The organism is Flavobacterium lipolyticum, from assembly GCF_020905335.1.
GTDB lineage: Bacteria > Bacteroidota > Bacteroidia > Flavobacteriales > Flavobacteriaceae > Flavobacterium > Flavobacterium lipolyticum.
Map to the genome: position 1 here is coordinate 1,782,749 of NZ_JAJJMN010000001.1, position 20,612 is coordinate 1,803,360.

Annotated in this window: 21 protein-coding genes and 1 pseudogene; 14 read left to right on the forward strand and 8 right to left on the reverse strand. The window is 35.8% G+C overall.

Annotated elements, in window-relative coordinates; all coding sequences use genetic code 11:
• Window positions 1–67: 67 nt before the first annotated feature.
• From LNQ34_RS07930 to LNQ34_RS07955, 6 genes are all read right to left on the reverse strand, one after another.
• Window positions 68–850 carry an enoyl-CoA hydratase/isomerase family protein gene (locus tag LNQ34_RS07930; protein ID WP_229999149.1) on the reverse strand — a complete coding sequence of 261 codons (783 nt, stop codon included), beginning with the start codon at window positions 848–850 and terminating at the stop codon, window positions 68–70.
• A 10-nt stretch (window positions 851–860) separates the two neighbouring features.
• A complete protein-coding gene (locus tag LNQ34_RS07935; RefSeq protein WP_017495829.1) occupies window positions 861–2,276 on the reverse strand; it encodes an ATP-binding protein in 1,416 nt (471 codons plus the stop codon).
• Between the two features lie 130 nt (window positions 2,277–2,406).
• Window positions 2,407–2,955: a CopD family protein gene (locus LNQ34_RS07940; RefSeq protein WP_229999150.1), complete on the reverse strand. Its 549-nt coding sequence runs from the start codon at window positions 2,953–2,955 to the stop codon at window positions 2,407–2,409.
• Entirely contained in the window at window positions 2,955–3,974 is a 1,020-nt protein-coding gene (locus LNQ34_RS07945; protein WP_229999151.1) for a PDDEXK nuclease domain-containing protein, read from the reverse strand. The genes LNQ34_RS07940 and LNQ34_RS07945 overlap by 1 nt, the downstream gene beginning before the upstream one ends.
• A gap of 8 nt (window positions 3,975–3,982) precedes the next feature.
• Window positions 3,983–4,999 carry a ferrochelatase gene (hemH, locus tag LNQ34_RS07950; protein WP_229999152.1) on the reverse strand — a complete coding sequence of 339 codons (1,017 nt, stop codon included), beginning with the start codon at window positions 4,997–4,999 and terminating at the stop codon, window positions 3,983–3,985.
• A 241-nt stretch (window positions 5,000–5,240) separates the two neighbouring features.
• Entirely contained in the window at window positions 5,241–6,113 is an 873-nt protein-coding gene (locus LNQ34_RS07955; RefSeq protein ID WP_017495824.1) for an AraC family transcriptional regulator, read from the reverse strand.
• 227 nt (window positions 6,114–6,340) lie between these two features.
• Here LNQ34_RS07955 and hemA point away from each other — a divergent pair, with 227 nt between their 5' ends.
• The 11 genes and pseudogenes from hemA to LNQ34_RS08010 all read left to right on the forward strand — a co-directional run bounded on the left by hemA (window position 6,341) and on the right by LNQ34_RS08010 (window position 15,848).
• A complete protein-coding gene (gene hemA, locus LNQ34_RS07960) occupies window positions 6,341–7,591 on the forward strand; it encodes a glutamyl-tRNA reductase (protein WP_202700772.1) in 1,251 nt (416 codons plus the stop codon).
• 131 nt (window positions 7,592–7,722) lie between these two features.
• Window positions 7,723–8,127: a GxxExxY protein gene (locus LNQ34_RS07965; RefSeq protein ID WP_229999153.1), complete on the forward strand. Its 405-nt coding sequence runs from the start codon at window positions 7,723–7,725 to the stop codon at window positions 8,125–8,127.
• A gap of 71 nt (window positions 8,128–8,198) precedes the next feature.
• Complete coding sequence (gene hemC / locus LNQ34_RS07970; protein ID WP_070906283.1) at window positions 8,199–9,122, forward strand: hydroxymethylbilane synthase; 924 nt, start codon at window positions 8,199–8,201, stop codon at window positions 9,120–9,122.
• Window positions 9,122–9,787, forward strand: a complete 666-nt coding sequence (locus tag LNQ34_RS07975; RefSeq protein ID WP_229999154.1) for a uroporphyrinogen-III synthase — start codon at window positions 9,122–9,124, stop codon at window positions 9,785–9,787. Before hemC ends, LNQ34_RS07975 begins: the two co-directional genes overlap by 1 nt.
• A 98-nt stretch (window positions 9,788–9,885) precedes the next feature.
• Window positions 9,886–10,911, forward strand: coding sequence for a uroporphyrinogen decarboxylase (hemE, locus tag LNQ34_RS07980; protein ID WP_017495819.1), 1,026 nt, complete (start codon window positions 9,886–9,888; stop codon window positions 10,909–10,911).
• An 89-nt stretch (window positions 10,912–11,000) separates the two neighbouring features.
• Window positions 11,001–11,381 carry a hypothetical protein gene (locus LNQ34_RS07985; RefSeq protein WP_229999155.1) on the forward strand — a complete coding sequence of 127 codons (381 nt, stop codon included), beginning with the start codon at window positions 11,001–11,003 and terminating at the stop codon, window positions 11,379–11,381.
• Entirely contained in the window at window positions 11,381–11,932 is a 552-nt protein-coding gene (locus LNQ34_RS07990; protein ID WP_202700767.1) for a GNAT family N-acetyltransferase, read from the forward strand. The genes LNQ34_RS07985 and LNQ34_RS07990 overlap by 1 nt, the downstream gene beginning before the upstream one ends.
• Entirely contained in the window at window positions 11,922–12,854 is a 933-nt protein-coding gene (gene hemF / locus LNQ34_RS07995; RefSeq protein WP_229999156.1) for an oxygen-dependent coproporphyrinogen oxidase, read from the forward strand. Before LNQ34_RS07990 ends, hemF begins: the two co-directional genes overlap by 11 nt.
• A gap of 114 nt (window positions 12,855–12,968) precedes the next feature.
• Window positions 12,969–13,432: pseudogene (gene tnpA, locus LNQ34_RS08000) on the forward strand (IS200/IS605 family transposase).
• A 291-nt stretch (window positions 13,433–13,723) separates the two neighbouring features.
• Complete coding sequence (locus LNQ34_RS08005) at window positions 13,724–14,665, forward strand: DUF4421 family protein (RefSeq protein WP_202700764.1); 942 nt, start codon at window positions 13,724–13,726, stop codon at window positions 14,663–14,665.
• A 295-nt stretch (window positions 14,666–14,960) separates the two neighbouring features.
• On the forward strand, window positions 14,961–15,848 hold the full coding sequence (locus LNQ34_RS08010) for a fructose bisphosphate aldolase (protein ID WP_230000585.1): 888 nt from the start codon (window positions 14,961–14,963) through the stop codon (window positions 15,846–15,848).
• A 72-nt stretch (window positions 15,849–15,920) separates the two neighbouring features.
• On the opposite strand, the gene LNQ34_RS08015 is transcribed toward LNQ34_RS08010, so the two are convergent.
• A complete protein-coding gene (locus LNQ34_RS08015; RefSeq protein ID WP_229999161.1) occupies window positions 15,921–17,735 on the reverse strand; it encodes a hypothetical protein in 1,815 nt (604 codons plus the stop codon).
• Between the two features lie 3 nt (window positions 17,736–17,738).
• Window positions 17,739–18,371, reverse strand: a complete 633-nt coding sequence (locus tag LNQ34_RS08020; protein ID WP_229999164.1) for a hypothetical protein — start codon at window positions 18,369–18,371, stop codon at window positions 17,739–17,741.
• 320 nt (window positions 18,372–18,691) lie between these two features.
• On the opposite strand from LNQ34_RS08020, the gene hemB reads away from it, so the two are divergent.
• The 3 genes from hemB (at window position 18,692) to LNQ34_RS08035 (ending at window position 20,608) form a co-directional block, all read left to right on the forward strand.
• Entirely contained in the window at window positions 18,692–19,684 is a 993-nt protein-coding gene (gene hemB / locus LNQ34_RS08025; RefSeq protein WP_202700761.1) for a porphobilinogen synthase, read from the forward strand.
• A gap of 1 nt (window position 19,685) precedes the next feature.
• Window positions 19,686–20,087: a c-type cytochrome gene (locus LNQ34_RS08030; RefSeq protein WP_229999166.1), complete on the forward strand. Its 402-nt coding sequence runs from the start codon at window positions 19,686–19,688 to the stop codon at window positions 20,085–20,087.
• Window positions 20,088–20,161: 74 nt separating this feature from the next.
• Window positions 20,162–20,608: a GyrI-like domain-containing protein gene (locus tag LNQ34_RS08035; protein ID WP_202700759.1), complete on the forward strand. Its 447-nt coding sequence runs from the start codon at window positions 20,162–20,164 to the stop codon at window positions 20,606–20,608.
• Window positions 20,609–20,612: the final 4 nt, after the last annotated feature.

Genomic DNA, 20,612 nt, shown 5'->3' on the forward strand with positions numbered 1-20,612 from the left:
CAAGGAAAATTAAAAACTTTGCGAACCTTGTGTAAACCCTTGCGGTCTTAGCGGTTATGAAAAAAAATTATTTCCCTGTAAATTCAGCTTTACGTTTTTCTAAAAATGCCGTTGTTCCTTCTTTGAAATCCTGAGTCCCGAAACATTTTCCGAATGATTTGATCTCGGTGTCAAAACCATTTTTACCATCAGCATAGTTCGCATTGATCGCTTTTATGGCTTTAGCGATTGCAAATGGTGCATTTTTAATAATTTTCTGAGCGATTCCGGTAGTAAAATCCAAAAGCTCTGCTTGTGGCACTACATGATTCACTAAACCGTATTGTTTGGCCTCTTCTGCACCAATCATAGCAGCAGTCATAATCATTTCCATCGCACGGCCTTTCCCTACTAATTGTGGCAAACGCTGCGTTCCTCCATAACCAGGAATCAATCCTAAAGTTACTTCCGGCAAGCCCATTTTAGCATTGTCTGAGGCTACTCTGAAATGACAAGACATTGCCAATTCCAATCCTCCACCAAGAGCAAAACCATTTACAGCCGCAATTACAGGTTTTTTCAAATTTTCAATAAGATCAAATAAAATTTCCTGTCCTTCAGCCGCTAATTGCGCTCCTTCGATGATGGTATAATTGGCAAATTCCGAAATATCAGCTCCGGCTACAAATGCCTTCTCCCCGCTTCCGGTGATAATGATAACACGAACATCATCATTTTTGCCCAACAACTTCACTGCTTTGCTTAAGTCACTAATTGTAGCTTTGTTTAACGCATTTAATTTGGTAGGCCTATTGATGGTTACGGTCGCAATTTTTTCTTCGATTGAGATTAAAAGATTTTCGTAGTTCATGATGCTAATTTTATGAGTTGGTTATCGGTAAAGAAACTCTAAATGTCGTTCCCTTTCCGTAAGTTGATTCAAAGGTAATTGTTCCTTTGTAATTTTCGATGATGTTTTTGATAATTCCGAGTCCAAGTCCCATTCCACTTGTTTTTGTGGTAAATTTTGGCTCAAAAATTCTGCTGATATCCTGTTTCTGAATCCCGATACCGTTGTCTTTTACAGCAATTTCGACATCGTCGTCTATGCGTTTTACAGTAACTACAATCGATTTATGAAATTGACTTTCCGGGATCGCCTGTGTTGCATTTTTAACAAGATTGGTGATAACCCGTATCAATTGTGTACGATCCATCTTGGAGATAATTTCTTCCTCTTCACTTTCAAAAACGATATAATCTTCATTGAAAATATCTAAAGCAAGCTCCACGACCTCAACCACGTTTAAGGTTTCATTTTGTTGTGCCGGCATCGAAGCAAAGTTCGAGAATGCCGAAGCCACCGCTGTCATGGTATCAATTTGCTGGATTAAGGTCTCTGAATAATCATTTAGTTTTTGCTTAACGTCCGGCGCAGTTGGGTCAAACTTACGTTGAAAACTCTGCACAGTCAACCGCATCGGTGTAAGCGGATTTTTGATTTCGTGGGCTACCTGTTTCGCCATTTCGCGCCATGCCTCTTCACGTTCACTTTGGGCTAATTTTATAGCACTGGTTTCCAGTTTATCCACCATTCCGTTATAAGCTTTGATTAAGAAATTAACCTCCTTACTGTTGGCTTCTAAAACAATCTTTTCGTTTTTCTGATCTAAATTGGTTTCTTCCAGTTTATCGGAAATTGTTTTAAGCGATTTTGTAATATAAGTCGATAAAAAATAAGCCAATCCAAAAGCCACAATCAGCATGAAGGAATATACCTGACTTAAGCGAATCAAAAAGGTATTGAGCTCATTATCGTAGTACCCATCGTCTTCTAAATAGGGAAGGTTTAGAATCCCCAGCGGTTTGAACTTTTCGTCTTTAATCAAACTGTAAGACGATCTGTTTTTAACACCATCAATGGTTTTAATATCTACAAAACGTTTTTCGATAGAAGAGCGCACTAATTTCAGGATGTATTCGGGAATTGGAGGAGCAACTTTATCAACAGCGAAAGACTCCTTTGAGGACTTCAATAATTTCCCGTCAAGACTGTAAATATTGATTTCGATTTTATGAATCTGAGCCAGTTCGTGAATTTTATCTTTAAAAATCAAATCCAGGTTGGCGGTTTTTAAAGGATATGTTGTTGTGGAAAGCACATAATTGATGTGTTCTTTTACGGCATTTTCTTTGCGCTCGAGACGTTCCTGATGGTATTCTTTTGCCTCGTTTTTAAACTGAATAATGGAAATAGAAGCTAATAAAAACGATGCCACAACAATCAATACAATCATTGACAGGAAAATCCTGACACGCAGCGAAAGCATTGACATTTTGAAGTTGTTAAACATATTTAGTTATTAGTGAAGAGTTATTAGTGAAGAGTAAAAGTTTAAAAACTAATTACTAATCACTTTTTACTAATTACTTTTTTTCTCTTATTCTTTTATAAAATCTAAATCCCAACATAATCAGAACTGAAAATAAAATGATTCCGATCACACCAAAAATCCAGTTGATGGCACTTTTTAAAACTACTAAAAAAACTACTGCAAATAGTATGATGGTAGCGCCTTCATTCCATAAACGCATGAAGTTGTTGGAATATTTCACCTCATCGTTTTGTAATTGTTTAAAAATCTGATGGCATTTTAGATGATACAGGTAAAGTAAAAAAACAAAACACAATTTCACATGCATCCAGGGCATTTTAAGCCAGGCATTTCCTAAATCGGTAAAAAGCAGCATCCAAAAAGCAAAAATACTCGCCAATACTGCTGACGGCCATGTAATAATGTACCACAAACGATAGGCCATTATTTTGTACTGTGCCTGCAAAATTTCTTTCTCGGGAGATGGTTTTTCACTGGCTTCAATTTGATATACAAACAAACGAACAATGTAAAATAGTCCTGCAAACCAGGTAATCACAAAAATAAGATGCAGTGATTTTAAATAGTTATAGTATTCCATTATTTATCATCAGTATTAGATTGTAATAATTTTTCAAATTCTTGCTCCGTCGGGAGATATTTCGCTATGTTTTCAGGTAATTGACGATAATTATATGTTGCCACACCAATTGGTTTATTTGCCATCTCTAAAGCATATTCTACAGTGAGCTTACTTTTAGTTTTACAAAGTAGTATGCCAATACTTTGATTGTCTTCCGGATATTTAATTGTTTTATCTAACAATTGTAAATACCAATTTAACTGTTGACTATGTTCTGGTTTAAATTCCGACGTTTTAAGTTCAATTGCAATCATCGACTTTAGTTTTCGATGATAAAAAAGAATATCAATAAAATATTCCTTTTCATCCAATTCCAGTCTAAATTGTTTTCCCATAAAAGCAAAATCATTTCCAAACTGTCCTAATGTCCTTGTAATGTTATTCACAATTGCATTCTCTAATTCTCTTTCTGTATGAATATCCTCCAAATTTAAAAAGGAAAGATTATACTCATCTTTAAATTCTAATCGATAGTCAATTAATTTATTTTCAGCAATCGTACTAGAAAAATTGCTTTGAAAATCATTTGCTTTTGCAAAACTGTCAAATCGTATTTCTTCTTCTAAAACAGCTCTGCTCCATCCTCTTTCTAGACATTTTTGCAGATAAAAACTTCTCCTTTCAGAGTCTTTCAATTTAGAAAATATAATATTTGTATGTCCCCAAGGTATTTTGGCCACAGCTTGTGTCCAAATTGAATTACGTTCTATCTCCTCATAAATAAGCTTCATTCTTCTTAAATTTCGCGAGGAGAATCCTTTTACACCAGAATATTCAATCTGTAAGTCTTTAGATAAGTTATCCACAATACTTTCACCCCAACCCAATTTCGACCTTTCAGAGAGCACTTTTCCAAAGTCTAAATACATCAAAATCATCTCTGTATTAACTAAAGATAGACTCTTATACTGAGCCAATTTAATTCTTTCTTTTAGCAGAAGAAGTGTTTCATGGTAATTAACAGGTAAGTTCTCCACCGATAAATTTATTTAGAAACCCAATCGTTAATCCAGTTACCTACCGTTTGGCACCATTCGTCGTCGTCATTCAAACAAGGTATTGCCAAAAACTCCTCGCCTCCGTTTGCTTCAAAATCTTCTTTGGCACGCATAGCGATTTCCTCTAAAGTTTCTAAACAATCCGAAACGAAAGCTGGTGTTACAACGGCTAAATTTTTGATTCCTTTTGCTGGCATCTTATCAATTTCAACATCCGTATAAGGCTCCAGCCATTTGTCTCCCGCCAAACGTGACTGAAAAGTTAAGCTATACTTATCTTCAGAAAGTCCTAATAACTTTACGACTTGCCTGGTTGTTTCATAACATTGATGACGGTAGCAAAAATCATGCGCCGGTGAAGGGGTGTTGCAACAAGATCCGTCAATTTTACAGTGTGATTTCGTCACATCGGTTTTACGAATATGACGTTCCGGGATTCCGTGGTACGAGAACAATAAATGATCGTAATCAAAACCAACCAAATGTTTCTGAATAGAATCGGCCAGATTCTTGATATAATCCGGTTTATTGTAAAACGCAGGAACATCAGTAAAAGTCATTTGTGGAAATTTCTTTTTACGAATTTCTTCTGCCTTAACTAAAATAGTCAAAGTCGAAGCCATTGCGTATTGTGGGTATAAAGGGAAAAGCAATACCTCTGTAACACCTTTTTCATATAATTCCTGAAGCCCTTTTTCGATGGTCATACTTCCGTAACGCATTGCTAAAGCAACCGGTACATTTACCAAAGGCTGAACCTTTTTTTGCATTCTTTCAGAAAGCACGACCAAAGGAGAACCTTCATCCCACCATATTTTCGCATAAGCATGTGCTGATTCTTCCGGTCTTTTTCTTAAAATAATCCCTCGAACCAACAAAGCTCTTAACAAATACGGAACATCGATCACGTATTTATCCATTAAAAATTCGTCTAAGTATGGTTTTACATCTTTTGGTTCCGGGCTTTCCGGAGATCCTAAGTTTACTAATAATACGCCTTTCATTATGTTTTTTTTGCTTTAGGCTTTAAGCTCTAAGCTTTAAGCTTTTAATATGTTTGTTTTAAAAAATTTCGTCAAAAGTAGAACTTCAAACTTTTTAGAAATATGATAAATGTTACTTTTTGTTTATTGTCAAATATCAAAAATTGATTCGTTAGAAATTTTCACGCAGATTTCGCAGATACTTTCAAGTTCATTTCTGAAATTGCCCCGGCACTTTATTATCGTTCCGGTTGTTTAAAACTTAAACATTTGCATTAATCGACATCAAATACTTTTTCGGAGTTGTAGCAAACTTCTTTTTAAATGCCGCAATAAAATGACTCCCTGTACTGTAACCAATTTTTAGCCCTACCTCATTTACGTTATAAGAACCACTGTCGAGTAATTTTCGGGCGAAATCCATTTTGTAATCAAACAAGAATCCATAAACCGTATCGCCATAAATTTGTTTGAAACCCATTTTAAGTTTCTTAAGATTCAGGCCAATCTCATCCGCCAGTTCCTGCAAACCTGGTGGCTCAGCCATATTAGCAATGATAATTTCTTTGGCTCTTCTTATTTTCAAAACATTATCTTCATCAATCAAAAACGGACATTGTTCTGCATTTGGATCTTCGGTTCGGTTGAAATACAGACTGAGTAATTCATATCCCTTTCCCTTATAATAAAGGTTTTTTATGGACGGATGCAGGTTGTAATGAAACAGCTGACTCAACACAATAGCCATAGAGGGACTAATATTTCCTTCGTTATAATATTTTTTGTCCTTATTATCAGGACTTAAAAAAGTAATATAATCTGCTTCGGCAGAAAACAACGCGTGAAATTTTTTGATCGATACGATTACCGAAATCACCCAGGAATTTGGAGAAAGTTCTAAATTCAATGGTAATTCTTTTTGTGGATTGTACAAAAGGAGCGATTTTTCTTCTTTCAATTCCAGAGCATAAGTTCCCTGATTGAACAAAAATTTAGCATTGCCTTTTATCCCGAAATGAAACTGTATCAGACCACTACCTACTTCGTGCTGCCCCAAAAAGAGCTCTGAACTGTCGTTTTGAAAACGGATCAGCGTAAAGTCATCTTCGATTTTAATAATTTCCTGAGAACTCATAGCGATATTTTTTTGAAACAAAAATTAGCGTAAATGCAAAATGTTATTTAGAATCACTCTAAACAAACCTTTTCTAACAACTTGATTTTGCTACAAAAATACTTCTTTTTGCATAAAAACAGCTGTTTAGAAACAAAAAAACATGTAGCGATACAAAAAGTACTTTTAGCGTTATTTTTCTAAACACTATAATGATAATTTTGTTGCACTTTTATGAAAGTGAATTTATGGAAAACAATAACGTACCGAAACACCTTTATTTTTATTCAGTTGGTCTGAGTTATAAAAAAGCTGATGCTGAGGTCAGAGGTCAATTTAGTCTGGATGCAGTTGCCAAAACACATTTGTTGGAACAGGCTAAAAAAGAGGGAATAGAAAGTTTAATTGTCACTTCGACTTGCAACAGAACCGAGATCTACGGTTTTGCAGAACATCCTTTTCAATTAATAAAGTTAATTTGCGATAATAGTAACGGATCTGTTGATGCTTTTCAGAAAGTAGGATTCGTTTATAAAAATCAGGAGGCGATCAATCATATGTTTCGCGTAGGAACCGGCTTAGACAGTCAGATCTTAGGTGATTTTGAAATTATCTCTCAAATCAAAACCAGTTTTACCCATTCGAAATCAATGGGTTTAGCCAATGCTTTTTTGGAAAGACTGGTAAACGCTGTGATTCAGGCGAGTAAAAAAATCAAGAACGAAACAGAAATCAGTTCAGGAGCTACTTCGGTTTCTTTTGCGTCGGTACAATACATTATTAAAAATGTAGAAGATATCGGAAACAAAAACATTCTGCTTTTCGGAACCGGAAAAATAGGGAGAAATACCTGCGAGAATTTAGTAAAACATACTAAAAACGAACACATCACCTTAATCAACCGTACGAAAGACAAAGCAGAGAAATTAGCCGGAAAACTGAATCTTATCGTTAAGGATTACTCCGAATTACATCTTGAGCTTCAAAAAGCCGATGTAGTTGTGGTAGCAACCGGAGCTCAAAACCCAACGGTTGACAAAGCTATCCTCAATCTTAAAAAACCTTTATTGATTCTGGATTTATCTATTCCGAAAAACGTTAATGAAAATGTTGAGGAGTTAGAAGGCGTGACCTTGATTCACATGGATTATTTATCACAGTTGACAGATGAAACGCTGGAAAACAGAAAACTGCATATTCCTGCCGCCGAAGCCATTATTGAGGAAGTTAAAGAAGAGTTTATAACCTGGACTAAAGGCCGTAAATTTGCTCCTACCATTAATGCTTTGAAAGAAAAACTAAACGCGATTAAAAACTCGGAATTAGATTTTCAAAGCAGAAAAATTGCTGATTTTAATGAGGAACAAGCTGAGATTATCAGTAACCGAATCATTCAGAAAATCACTACTCATTTTGCCAATCACTTAAAAGACGACGATACCATGGTTGATGAAAGCATCGAATGGATCGAAAAGGTCTTCAAAATAAAAGCCTCTTAAGGTTTTTACCATTAAGGCATTAAGAGAATTAAGTTTTTACGTAAAAAAATAACCTAAAGAATATTAAGGATCTCGCGTTTTTAATTCTAGCTATGACTTAATATCATAATGGTTTACAAACAAAAAGTTCTATGACAAAAAAGGAGGTTACTCAATTGGCTTACGAAATTACCGGTTTTGCTATAAAAGTGCATAAAGCCTTAGGCCCGGGACTTTTAGAAAGCATTTATGAAAAGTGCCTCAAATATGAATTAGAACAAAATGGATACGATGTTAAACAGCAGCTGAGTGTTAAAATAGAATATTATAATCTTGAGTTGGAATCTGATTTAAGAATAGATTTGCTTGTTAATGATTGTGTAGTTGTTGAACTAAAAGCAATAGAAAATCTATTACCTATTCACGAAGCACAATTATTAACTTATATGAAATTATTACAGAGACCTCAAGGACTATTAATTAATTTCAACACTTTAAATATAACAAAATCAATAAAACCACTTGTAAATGAATATTTTACAAGGCTAATAGATTAACAGCTTCATTACCTTAAAAAATCAACACAAAGCTTAATGAACCTTAATATCTTAATGGTTAAAAAATAAAAATGGCAGAAAAAACAATCAGAATTGGAACCCGCGATAGCGAATTAGCACTTTGGCAAGCACACACTGTCGAGAAAAAACTAAACGATCTTGGTTATAAAACCGAAATTATTGCAGTAAAATCTACAGGTGATATTATCCTTGACAAACCGCTTTACGAGCTTGGCATCACCGGAATCTTCACCAAAACCTTAGATGTTGCTATGATTAATGGTGACGTAGATATTGCCGTTCACTCGATGAAGGATGTACCTACAGCTTTACCAAAAGGTATTGTTCAGGCAGCAGTTTTAGAAAGAGCCAATGTTCTTGATATTCTGGTTCATAAAGGAAATCCTGATTTTGCCAATCCAAGTACAATAGCGACCGGAAGTTTACGTCGTCAGGCGCAATGGTTCAACAAATACCCCAATCATACTGTTGTTGATTTACGCGGAAATGTAAATACCCGTATGCAAAAATTACAGGACAATAACTGGGACGGGGCTGTTTTTGCTGCAGCAGGTTTGGAGCGTATCAACTTAAAACCGGAAAATTATATCGATCTGGACTGGATGATTCCCGCACCGGCACAAGGGGCCATGGTGGTTGTGGCCATGGAAAACGACAATTATGCCCTTGAAGCTCTATCACAATTAAACGATATTGAAACTGAAATCTGCACCTATATCGAACGTCAATTTTTAAGAACTTTGGAAGGAGGCTGTACGGCGCCAATTGGGGCTTTGGTTCGCTATAATGAAGAGGAGGACACACTTCACTTTCAGGGCGTTTTACTTTCGGTTGATGGAAAACAAAAACTGGAAATCAACAAGACTGTCGAAATTGGAGAGTGGAAAAAACTAGGATTCTTTGCTGCTCAGGAAATTCTAAACAACGGCGGAACAGAATTGATGCAAGCCATTAAAGAATCTTTGAAGAAATAATGAGTAAATCCATTCAAATAGTATCTACAAAAAAGCTTTCAACTGAACAAAGACAAGCCTTAACAGCCGCTCATCTTGAAGTTGTTGAAGCCGATTTTATTCAAACCGAAAACAAACCTTTCGAAATAAAAGACCTCAACGATAATTTGATTTTTACAAGTCAGAATGCCGTTCATAGTGTTCTCTCCCATCCCAAATCGGAAGAACTGAAAAGTAAAAATGTATTTTGCGTTGGCTTAAAAACCAAGATCCTCTTATCAGAAAACGGATTCAATGTAGTAGCTTACACTGGTTATGCTGCCGATTTAGCCGAAATTATCACTTTAATATACCGCAGTGAAAGTTATACTTTTTTCAGCGGAAATCTTCGCCGAGAAACTTTACCCAAAGCCTTAAAAGAAGCGGAGCTAAAATTCAATGAAATTCAGGTTTATAATACTTCTTTGACCCCTCAGAAAATAAAGACTCCTATTGATGCTATTCTGTTTTTCAGTCCATCAGGTGTACAAAGTTATCTGAAAGAGAATTCGATTAAAAAAGAAATCTGCTTTTGCATTGGTGAAACTACTGCGGAAGCTCTAGAAAAAATTACCAAAAATATCGTTATTGCAGATCAGCCTACCGTTGAGGATGTGATTGAAGATGTTTTACAAGAATATAAATAATCGCCGTATGCTTTAAGCTCTAGGCTGCAAGCAAACACAAAAAATAAAAAACAAACATCGCTTAAAGCCTAAAGCTTAAAGCCTAAAGCAAAAAAACAATGTTAAAAAACGACCTATTTTTAAAAGCACTAAAAGGAGAAACCGTTCAACGTCCACCTGTTTGGATGATGCGTCAGGCTGGGAGATATTTACCTGAATTTAGAGCTTTACGTGATAAATATGATTTTTTCACCAGATGTGAAACTCCGGAACTGGCTGCCGAAATTACTGTTCAGCCTATTCGCAGAATTGCTCCTGATGCTGCTATTTTATTCTCGGATATTCTAGTGGTTCCACGTGCAATGGGTATTCATGTAGAATTGAAAGACAATTTAGGTCCAATTATTCCGGATCCGATTCGTACAATGGAGCAGGTAAATCAGGTTTTTGTGCCGGATGTAAATGAAACTTTAGGATATGTCTTTGATGCCATTAAACTGACTAAAGAAATGCTGAACGACGAAGTGCCCTTAATTGGTTTCGCGGGTTCACCCTGGACCATCTTTTGTTATGCTGTTGAAGGAAAAGGCTCTAAAAGTTTTGATACTGCTAAAGGATTTTGCTTTTCAAACCCGGTTGCAGCACACACTTTATTACAAAAAATTACAGATACGACGATTTTATACTTAAAAGAAAAAGTAAAAGCGGGGGTTAATGCCGTTCAGATTTTTGATTCCTGGGGAGGAATGCTTTCTCCGGTTGACTATCAGGAATTCTCCTGGAAATACATCAACCAAATTATCGATGCGTTGGCAGAAGTTACTCCTGTTATTGTGTTCGGAAAAGGATGCTGGTTTGCCTTAGGCGAAATGGGTAAAAGTAAAGCTTCAGCACTTGGTGTAGACTGGACTTGTACTCCTAGAAATGCTCGTTATTTATCAGGTGGAAATATTACTTTACAAGGTAATTTCGATCCTTCAAGATTACTTTCTCCAATTCCAACCATCAAAAAAATGGTTCACGAAATGATCGACGAATTCGGAAAAGACAAATATATCGTAAATTTAGGTCATGGGATTTTACCAAATATCCCTGTAGATCATGCTAAAGCGTTTATTGACGCGGTTAAAGAATACGGAAACTAGTTTTCAGTACGCAGTCTCAGTTTTCAGCTGCCTACCAGCAAACTGAAAACTGAGACCGAAAACTGGGACTGAGGCCAAAAACTAAAAAAATGCTGAACAAAGGTTTAAGAGACGAAGAAAAAATAAGAATTGATAACGTCCTCAAGACGTTACGATCACTTGTTTTTGTTCCTTATCCTTTTAGTAATACGGAAAAAGAAAATATTGAAAATCAGCTGAAAGAAATCAGGCTAGACTTTGAAACTTTATCACATCAAAAAAATGAAGATTTGATCGCATTATTAATGCAGCTTCACTTTGATTGGGAACATTTAGAACAATTCGGGGATATTTTAATCGAACTTTCTAAGGCTGAAAATTATAATCTTATCGATAAAGCTTTGGCTATTTATGAATATATCCAACAAGAAAGTAAGGTTTTCTCTTTCGGAATAAATACTAAAATTGCTTCGGCCAAAAACAGATCCTAATGGTTTTTACAGATTGGAAAACAGATACGATTGCCCATATTCTTCCTGAGGAATTTTACCACCTCATCGAAAAGAATAGAGACCACATTCAAAAAACGTTTCCTGTCACACTTTCTTACTGTCCGGATCTCGAAAAAACAAAGCAGTTTCTTGCTTTTAACCAAGACAAAGAAAATCATAAAGAAGGATATTTTTTCTATCCGAGAGACAACAAAACCAATGCTTTAATTGGCTATTTGTGCATCAAAAGCATTGACAATCGCATTTCAAAATGTGAACTGGGCTATTTTATTGATGAGGATTATCAGGGAAAAGGTATTACTTCAAAAATGGTTTCCGAAACCTTAGATTTTTGCTTCAATACTTTAAACATGAATAAAGTATTCATCTGTACCTCAAAAATCAACAAGGCAAGTCAGCAGATCGCTTTAAAACATCATTTTAAACAAGAAGGAATATTAAGAGACGAATTCAAAAACAGCGACGGAACACTGGAGGATGTTGTTTACTTTGGATTACTCAAATCAGAATACAATACCCATGAAAGATAAATTTTACGCTTACATACAACAATTACAAGATCAGATTTGTGCCGGATTAGAAGCGGTTGACGGAACTGCAAAATTCCGCGAAGATCTTTGGAAACGTCCCGAAGGTGGCGGTGGAAGAACACGTGTAATCGAGAACGGAGCCGTTTTCGAAAAGGGCGGTGTCAATATTTCGGCCGTTCACGGAAAACTGCCGGAGGCCATGCAGAAAATGTTTAATGTAGACGAAGCCGATTTTTTTGCCTGCGGGTTAAGTCTGGTTCTTCATCCTAAAAACCCAATGGCTCCAACAGTTCATGCGAACTGGCGTTACTTTGAAATGTATGATACTTCGTCTTCGTCCAGTACAGGTCCAAGAAAAGTAATTCAGCAGTGGTTTGGCGGCGGACAGGATCTAACTCCTTACTATTTATTTGAAGAAGATGCTGTTCACTTTCATCAGACCTGTAAAACGGCTTGTGACAAACATAATCCGGAGTTCTATCCTAAGTATAAGAAACAATGTGATGCCTATTTTTGGAATGCTCACCGAAACGAAGCACGAGGTATTGGCGGTTTGTTTTTTGATTATTGCAAAGCAACCGAAACCATGTCAATGGAAGACTGGTACAGTTTTGTAACCGAAGTGGGGAACAGTTTCCTGGAAGCTTATGTTCCGATTGTAGAAAGAAGAAAAAATCTGGAATACACAGCCGAAAATAGAAATTGGCAGGAAATCCGCCGTGGTCGTTATGTCGAATTCAATTTAGTTCATGATAAAGGCACCTTGTTTGGTTTGAAAACCAACGGAAGAATTGAAAGCATTTTAATGAGTTTACCTCCACATGTGCAGTGGGTTTACGATCATCATGCAGAAGCCGGAAGTGTTGAGGAAAAATTGATTCAGGTGTTAGAGAATCCAGTTGACTGGATTGAATTGCAATAGAGTCTATTTATTTTACTGTAGAAAATTTCTTTCAAAAAATAACATCCCATCAATAGATTTTTGTAGATTTAGTCTTTAAACCCATAAGGACGATATCTATAAAAATCTGTTAGTATGGCAAGCACCTATTCTCAATTATACATTCATATTGTTTTCACCGTTAAAGGCCGGCAAAATCTGATTTCCAAAAATTGGAAAGACGAACTCTATAAATACATGACCGGTATTATTAGCAATAAAGGTCAAAACTAATTGCTATTAACGGAATGCCGGATCATATTCATATCTTGATTGGATTAAAACCAGATAAGTCGATATCAGATTTAGTAAGAGATATTAAAGCAAATTCTTCAAAATTCATAAATGACAGGAAGTGGGTAAATGGAAAATTTGAATGGCAAGCCGGCTTTGGAGCCTTTTCGTACAGTCATTCCCATTTGACAAATGTTATACGATACATTGAAAATCAAGAAGAGCATCACAAAACAAAAACATTCAAAGAGGAATATATCGGTTTTTTGAAATCGTTTAACGTTGATTTTAAAAACGAATATTTGTTTGACGATGTTAACGAATAATATATCATTACAAACATACCGCAATAAATATATCGCTCCTCCGGAGCTTAAAAAATCTAATGCTCATGTTCTATAGATATACTGCTCCTTCGGAGCTCTGTAAAAAATAATGGAATTCTAAAACTAACACAATACCTCAAAAAAATCTAAACCAATACATATCAGAGTCCCAACGGGACGACATATTTATATATTTTTTTGTAGATTTAGTTTTTAAACCCCGAAGGGGTGACATATTAAAAAATAGTAATTCCTCTTTGTTAAATTCCAGATAATTGCAATTTTAAACCAATGAACTTAAAGCTGATTTATATCGTATTCCTCGCTAGCTTTTTAGGGTGTTTTGCTCAAAATGATACATCGCACAACCCCTATTTTAAGTCTTATGACGATAAAGTCACCAGCACTGTTTATTATTTAGACACATCAAACAATTTTCAGATTGGTTCTGATTCCGAAGGAGAAAAAAAATATTTTGAATTAAGTCCCAATCGACGAGAACAACTGGGGATCGGTTTAAGTTACAAATTTATAGACATCAGTTTTGGCTTTGCACCGAAATTTTTTACTGTAAACAAAGACAATTCAGGCTCCAAGCTGTTCAGTTTCAACACCCGTTTTTATTTTAAAAAGTGGATGCAATCTTTTACTTTTATCAATCAAAAAGGATTTTATGTCGGTGATGAAAACTTTCAGATCGCCTATCCGCATATGCGCACCACCAAAATTGGAGGAGCGACATCTTACATCTTTAATGATAATTTCTCGTATAAAACATTAGTCAACCAAAACGAATGGCAGACCAAAAGCTCCGGAAGTTTCATTCCGACTTTCTCCTTTTATTATACCAATATCAATCTGAACAATACGCCAGACTCTTCAGATGGCGAAATTTATGTTTTTTCGTTAGCCCCCTCCTACTTTTATAATTTTGTGATAAGTGATCACGTTTTAATTGGTGCAGGAATCGCAGTTGGTGCAGGAATTAACAATATCGATAAAGTAACCTCTGCTTTGCTTGAATTAGACTTTAATTTAAAGCTTGCCTACAATAGGGATCGTTTTTTCGGTTTTGTGAATTTAAACACGGTTAATTTCATTCAGAACAACAATACGGATGCCCTATTGAATGACAATATTTCAACTTTAAAGCTAAGTATTGGCTATCGTTTTGATCCTCCGAAAAAAGTAAAAGAGGTTTACGAAAAAATAAATCAGAAAACCGGACTTTAATACGTTCTGAAATTGTCCGGAAAAAACGGCAGCAAAAACACTCAACATAAACTGCATCGGCATAATACGAAAGATTAATTTAACACATAGAAACATAGATTTTATAGGTTTAAAAAAGAGAACAAAAAAAGAAATCTATTTCTTTCAAATAGACGGATATGTGTATTTAAATGAAGTGTAACGCCTTTTTTATCGATGCAAAATCTATATTTCTATGTGTTCGAATGAGTTACAACAAACGGATTCAACATAAGTAATTTATCTTAAAATCATTATTATGAAAAAGAGAGAGGCATTGAATACCACACAATTGAACCGCATGCAGACCGGAAAAGGATTTATTGCTGCATTAGATCAAAGTGGCGGAAGTACACCAAAAGCATTAGCACAATACGGTGTACAGGAAAGCAGTTATACAAACGAAGAAGAAATGTACACCCTCGTGCATGAAATGAGAACCCGAATTATTAAAAGTCCTGCCTTTAGCAGCGAATATATTCTGGGAGCTATTTTGTTCGAAAATACGATGGACCGCAAAATCAACGGGCAATGGACTGCGGATTATTTGTGGGAGCATAAAAATATCGTTCCTTTTCTAAAAGTAGACAAAGGTCTTGCTGAGCTCGCAAACGGGGTACAACTCATGAAACCCATTTCTAATCTGAACGAATTGTTAACTCGCGCTGTAGAACGCAATGTTTTCGGAACCAAGATGCGTTCTGTAATCAAAGAAGCCAATGCTACGGGAATTCGCGAAGTCGTTGAACAACAATTTGCAGTAGGACTTCAAATATTTAACAAAGGCCTTGTTCCAATTATTGAACCGGAGGTTGATATTTATAGCACCGACAAAGAAAAATCAGAAGAAATTCTAAAAGCAGAAATCATCAAGCAGCTTAATTTACTGGACAAAGAAGTAAAAGTAATGCTAAAACTTTCGATTCCAACCGTAAATGATTTTTACCAAGAATTAATGTCTGATCCGCATGTCTTACGTGTAGTGGCATTGTCCGGAGGTTATGCGCAGGAAGAGGCCAACCAAAAACTGGCTCTAAATCACGGATTGATTGCCAGCTTCTCGCGAGCACTTTCTGAGGGATTAACATTTGGCCAGTCTGATGATGAATTTAATACAAAACTTGAAAAATCCATTAAGGGAATTTATGAGGCATCAATCCTTTAAAATCAGAATAAAAAAATCCCCGAAAAAGATTTGATCTCTTTCGGGGATTTTAGTTTTATAGTAAGCTTTAGATTATTTACTCAATTCTTCTGCTAAGTCCAACGTTTGCAAGATGATATTTTTATCTGATTTTAAAGCGTTTAATTTCAACTCAAATTTCAATTTGTTATCGATCAGTTTTTTAGGAGACTGCACGGCAATATCACTAAACTGCTCTGACAATCGTTTCAATTTTTCTGAATCTTTTCCTTTTGCTTTACCAGAATTCTCATAAGCAAATGATGCCCTTGCAAAATTTAACTTTCCGGAGATGTAATTTTTCTTTAATTCCTTTTTTGCTTCCTTAACAAAAACTCCTTTTCCGTCATTAAAATAATCTAAAGTATTGGCTATCATAACCACATCTTTGTCTTTTTTAATAAAAATAGTTCCATAGTCTTCCGTTCCAAAAATTTCATAAAAATCTCCCTTTTGTTCCAGGAATTTTTTGCGCAGTCCTAATTGGATTAACTTATCACCAAAAGTAGGATGGGTTGAAGTAAATACCATAGAGAATAACGGAATGTTCTTCTTCACTTTTTCCTCTGTGATCTTCTCTTCATAATTTTCATCATACCCATATATTTTCTTAGTTACCTCAACTTCATTTACATGATACAAAAACATACTTAAATCACCATCAAAAAGTGTCGCTGTAGCTTCTTCGTCCACGATTGTCGAAATTAAATCCGTAATAATGGTCAAGTCTTCTTTTACTAAATACTGACTTTGAAATAAATCTGCCACTAACGTTGGAAATTTTTCCAGTGCCGCCTTCGTATTGATATGATAAGACATATATCCTAAAGGTTTTTCATCCGGAAAATAATTAAAAATGTTTTTGTTGATTTTTCTGTCCGTCATTTTTCCCACAATAGCCGCCATTGGTTCAGCATATTCAATCACTTCTTCAATACGGGCGTTGTCATTCTCAAAATAAAAATCCAGATTAATTCCTTTTACCATATTTGCCGCATTATTCTGCATGGGTAAAAACTTATTGTAACTGGTGAATTTCGATAAAAGACCATAAGCCGAATTTAAACTGGTCATCGCCGAACTGTAATTCAGCCAGGACGAAATATCTGCCGCGGCGTTTACCTTCTCTGAAACCGGAGCCATGAATCCATTTTCGAATAGTGACTTGATAAAAAGGCTTTGCTGTTCTTTCTGCAAAAGATTAAACTCGGCCTCTGCTTTCTCGTATTCGGCATTAGACACCGCTACAGCTTCTTCTGTTTCTTTTGCAGCACTCGCCGCAGCCTCTTCAGCCGATTGCGCAGGTTCTGCTGTTGTTTCCGTTGAAGTTTCCTGATAAGGTTCATCTATCGCAATAGAATCCTGCGTTCTGTCTTCCCAATCGTATGATTTTGGCTTGTATTTTTTAGTCAATTCAATCAACACCAGATAATTATCGTTCCAGACAAATGAAGTCTTTTGATATTTTGGTGTAAAAACAGCGTATTTGCCATAATCCTGAATTACGGGAACCTCAACTGAATCCGTGTTTTTATTCTTTGTATGCTCTTCAATTAAAAACTGCTTCACTGCTTCTTTGTTTTTAATCGGAAGTGTCACCTGATAATACGGAATACTGTCTGTGAAGTTACCATGAACGGTTATCTTTTGATCCAACTTAAAAAGAGCGGTATATTTCTTAAGATCGAGACTGGCTTTACCTTCTTTGTATTTACTAATTAACGGATGATTTAATACTTGATCAACGCTTACTTTTTTCGAAAGCTGATCTCCGTTAAACTGCACAAAATAATCGTAGGATTTTGAATTGATCTGTCCAAAAGTCAAATGGGTGGCCAATATTAAAAATAAAATGTAAAATTGCTTCATAAATCAAGGGGTTAATTGGATTGTATTGTTCATTAGGGCCGATTTTTTAAGTACGCTGTACATACTTTGTTTTAAGAAAACGGTCTTTTTGTTTGGTGAAATTCTACTGTTCGGATTCTCTACGGCCTTAACATCTTTATCAAAAGTATAAATCGCTGTAATACTTGCCGCTTCCAGATCTTCCTTTTTCTTTGGATCTTTTACTACTTTTTCAGGAACCGGATAAGAGGCGATCCTTTCAAAACTTTTGGTATTGCCGCTAAAATGAACTTGATTGCTCTGATTGTTTATCGTATTAACAACAGCATTGAGTGCTTTCAGATTGGCATAATTGAGTTTGATAATAAAAACATACTGATTAAAATCAGTTTTAGTGGTTACATTGGTAATACCGTCAATTTTTAAGGCTTTGACTTTAAAATCTTCCAGTTTTTTGGTGATTTCCTGTTCGTTTGGGATTTTTACACCATCAACCTCTTCCATCCACATGGCCGATTTTGTCTTAAACCATGATTTCGAAAAGTCAACCATGAGTGTGTATTCTCCACTTTGATCGTCGTGATGTTTGATTCTTTCTGTTATTTCAAAACAGCTGGTTAGCAGTAAACAACAGCATAATGCGAGAAATTTCTTCATTAGACAAATTTATAGGTAAATATTCAAAAAAACCAGAGTCTGAAAGTTAATTCTAAATTTAGATCACCAATTGCTTTTAAAACTTAACGAACGAAGATGTAACTGCCATATTCCACAAATTTTTAGATAATATTAACGGATTCCACCGGAGGCTAAATGCCTAATTCTGTTCCTTTTTCTTTAACTTTGTGCCACTTATTAAAAAGTAACACAATCTTCAAAAAAACAAAAAACAATACACTTTAGAAAGTAGGATTCTCCATCATATTTCGAAGAAATGGGTTGCAATCTAAAATCTAAAATCTAAAATCTAAATTTTTATGTTCCCATTACAAAGAAACCGCCGTTTAAGAACCAATGAATCCATTCGTTCTTTAGTTCGTGAAACCAGTTTAAGTCCACAGGATTTTATGCTTCCGATGTTTGTTACTGAAGGAAAAGATGTAAAAGTAGCCATACCGTCTATGCCGGGAATTTACCGTCATTCTCTCGACAACACCATTAAAGAAGTAAAAGAAGCCTGGGATTTAGGCATTAAAGCGGTGAACATCTACGTAAAAATCAGCGATCATTTAAAAGACAACAAAGGTGTCGAAGCCTGGAACAAAGACGGTTTGATGCAGCAAACCATCCGCGCGATAAAAGATGCTGTTCCTGAAATGATTGTAATGCCGGATGTGGCTCTCGATCCTTACTCAATTTATGGTCATGACGGAATTATAGAAAACGGACAGCTTCTGAATGATCCTACGGTTGATGCGTTAACCCGAATGAGTTTAAGCCACGCCGAAGCCGGAGCCGATTTTGTTGCACCAAGTGATATGATGGACGGAAGGGTTTTAGCTATTAGAAAAGCATTGGAAGAAAACGGACATCACAATGTGGGAATCATGAGCTACAGTGCCAAATATGCTTCGGCATTTTACGGACCATTTCGTGACGCATTAGATTCTGCTCCTGTAGATTCTCAAAATATCCCAAAAGATAAGAAGACGTACCAAATGGATTATGCCAACCGAATTGAAGGAATTCGTGAAGCTTTATTAGATGTTGAAGAGGGTGCAGATATCGTTATGGTAAAACCGGGAATTGCTTATTTAGACATTGTTCGTGAAGTAAAAAATGCCGTTCAGGTACCGGTTGCTGTTTACCAAGTATCTGGTGAGTACGCTATGGTAAAGGCCGCAGCAGAAAGAGGGTGGCTTGATCACGACAAAATTATGTTAGAGCAACTTTATTGCATTAAGCGCGCAGGTGCCAATATTATCACAACCTATTTTGCAAAAGAAGCAGCAGTCTTACTAAATAAATAATATGAAAAAAATACTATTCTTATCAGCCGTTTTAGCGTTTGCATCCTGTAAAAAAGAAACTGCAGAAACGCCAGTTGAAACTACAACGGAAGCCTATTCAGAAGGAGAAACAGCAAAAGCCAAAACTCCGGAAGAATTTGGAAAACAAATTTTTGAAGGACAGGGAAATTGTTTCTCCTGCCACCAGCCGGACAAAAAAGTAATTGGCCCAAGTATTCAGGAAATAGCCAAAATATACAAAGACAAAAACGGAGACATTGTTACTTTCCTGAAAGGAAATGCCGAGCCTATTGTTGATCCGAGTCAGTTTGCCGTTATGAAAACTAATTTCCCGGTAACACAGGCGATGTCGGATGAAGAACTAAAAGCGATTGAAACCTATATTTACAGCCATTTAAAGTAAGATTATTGCTTCCTGCTGACATACTGTTGTCATTGCAACATTTTACCTTTACAGCTTAACAAAAAACAGCTAAGATGGAACAAAAATTCAATGTGATTGGTATTTCAATACGAACGACTAACGAAAATGGCCAATCGGGAACAGATATTCCGGCACTTTGGAATCGATTTATGTCAGAAGGAATTCTTCAAAAAATTCCCAATAAAACTAGTAATGCGATCTATTGTATCTATACGGACTATGAGAAGGATTATACACGTCCTTATACCACTATATTGGGCTGTGTAGTAGAAAATCTAACTATTATCCCGGAAGGAATGGTTGCCAAAACAATCTCCGGAGTTCATTACCAAAAGTTTACAGCCAAAGGCAATCTGGCCGATGGTATTGTGATTAACGAATGGATGAAAATTTGGAACTCGGATTTAGACAGACTTTATACCGAAGATTTTGAAATTTACGGGGAACAGGCTCAAAATCCTGAAGATGCGGCAGTAGATATATTTATTGCGATCTCATAAATAC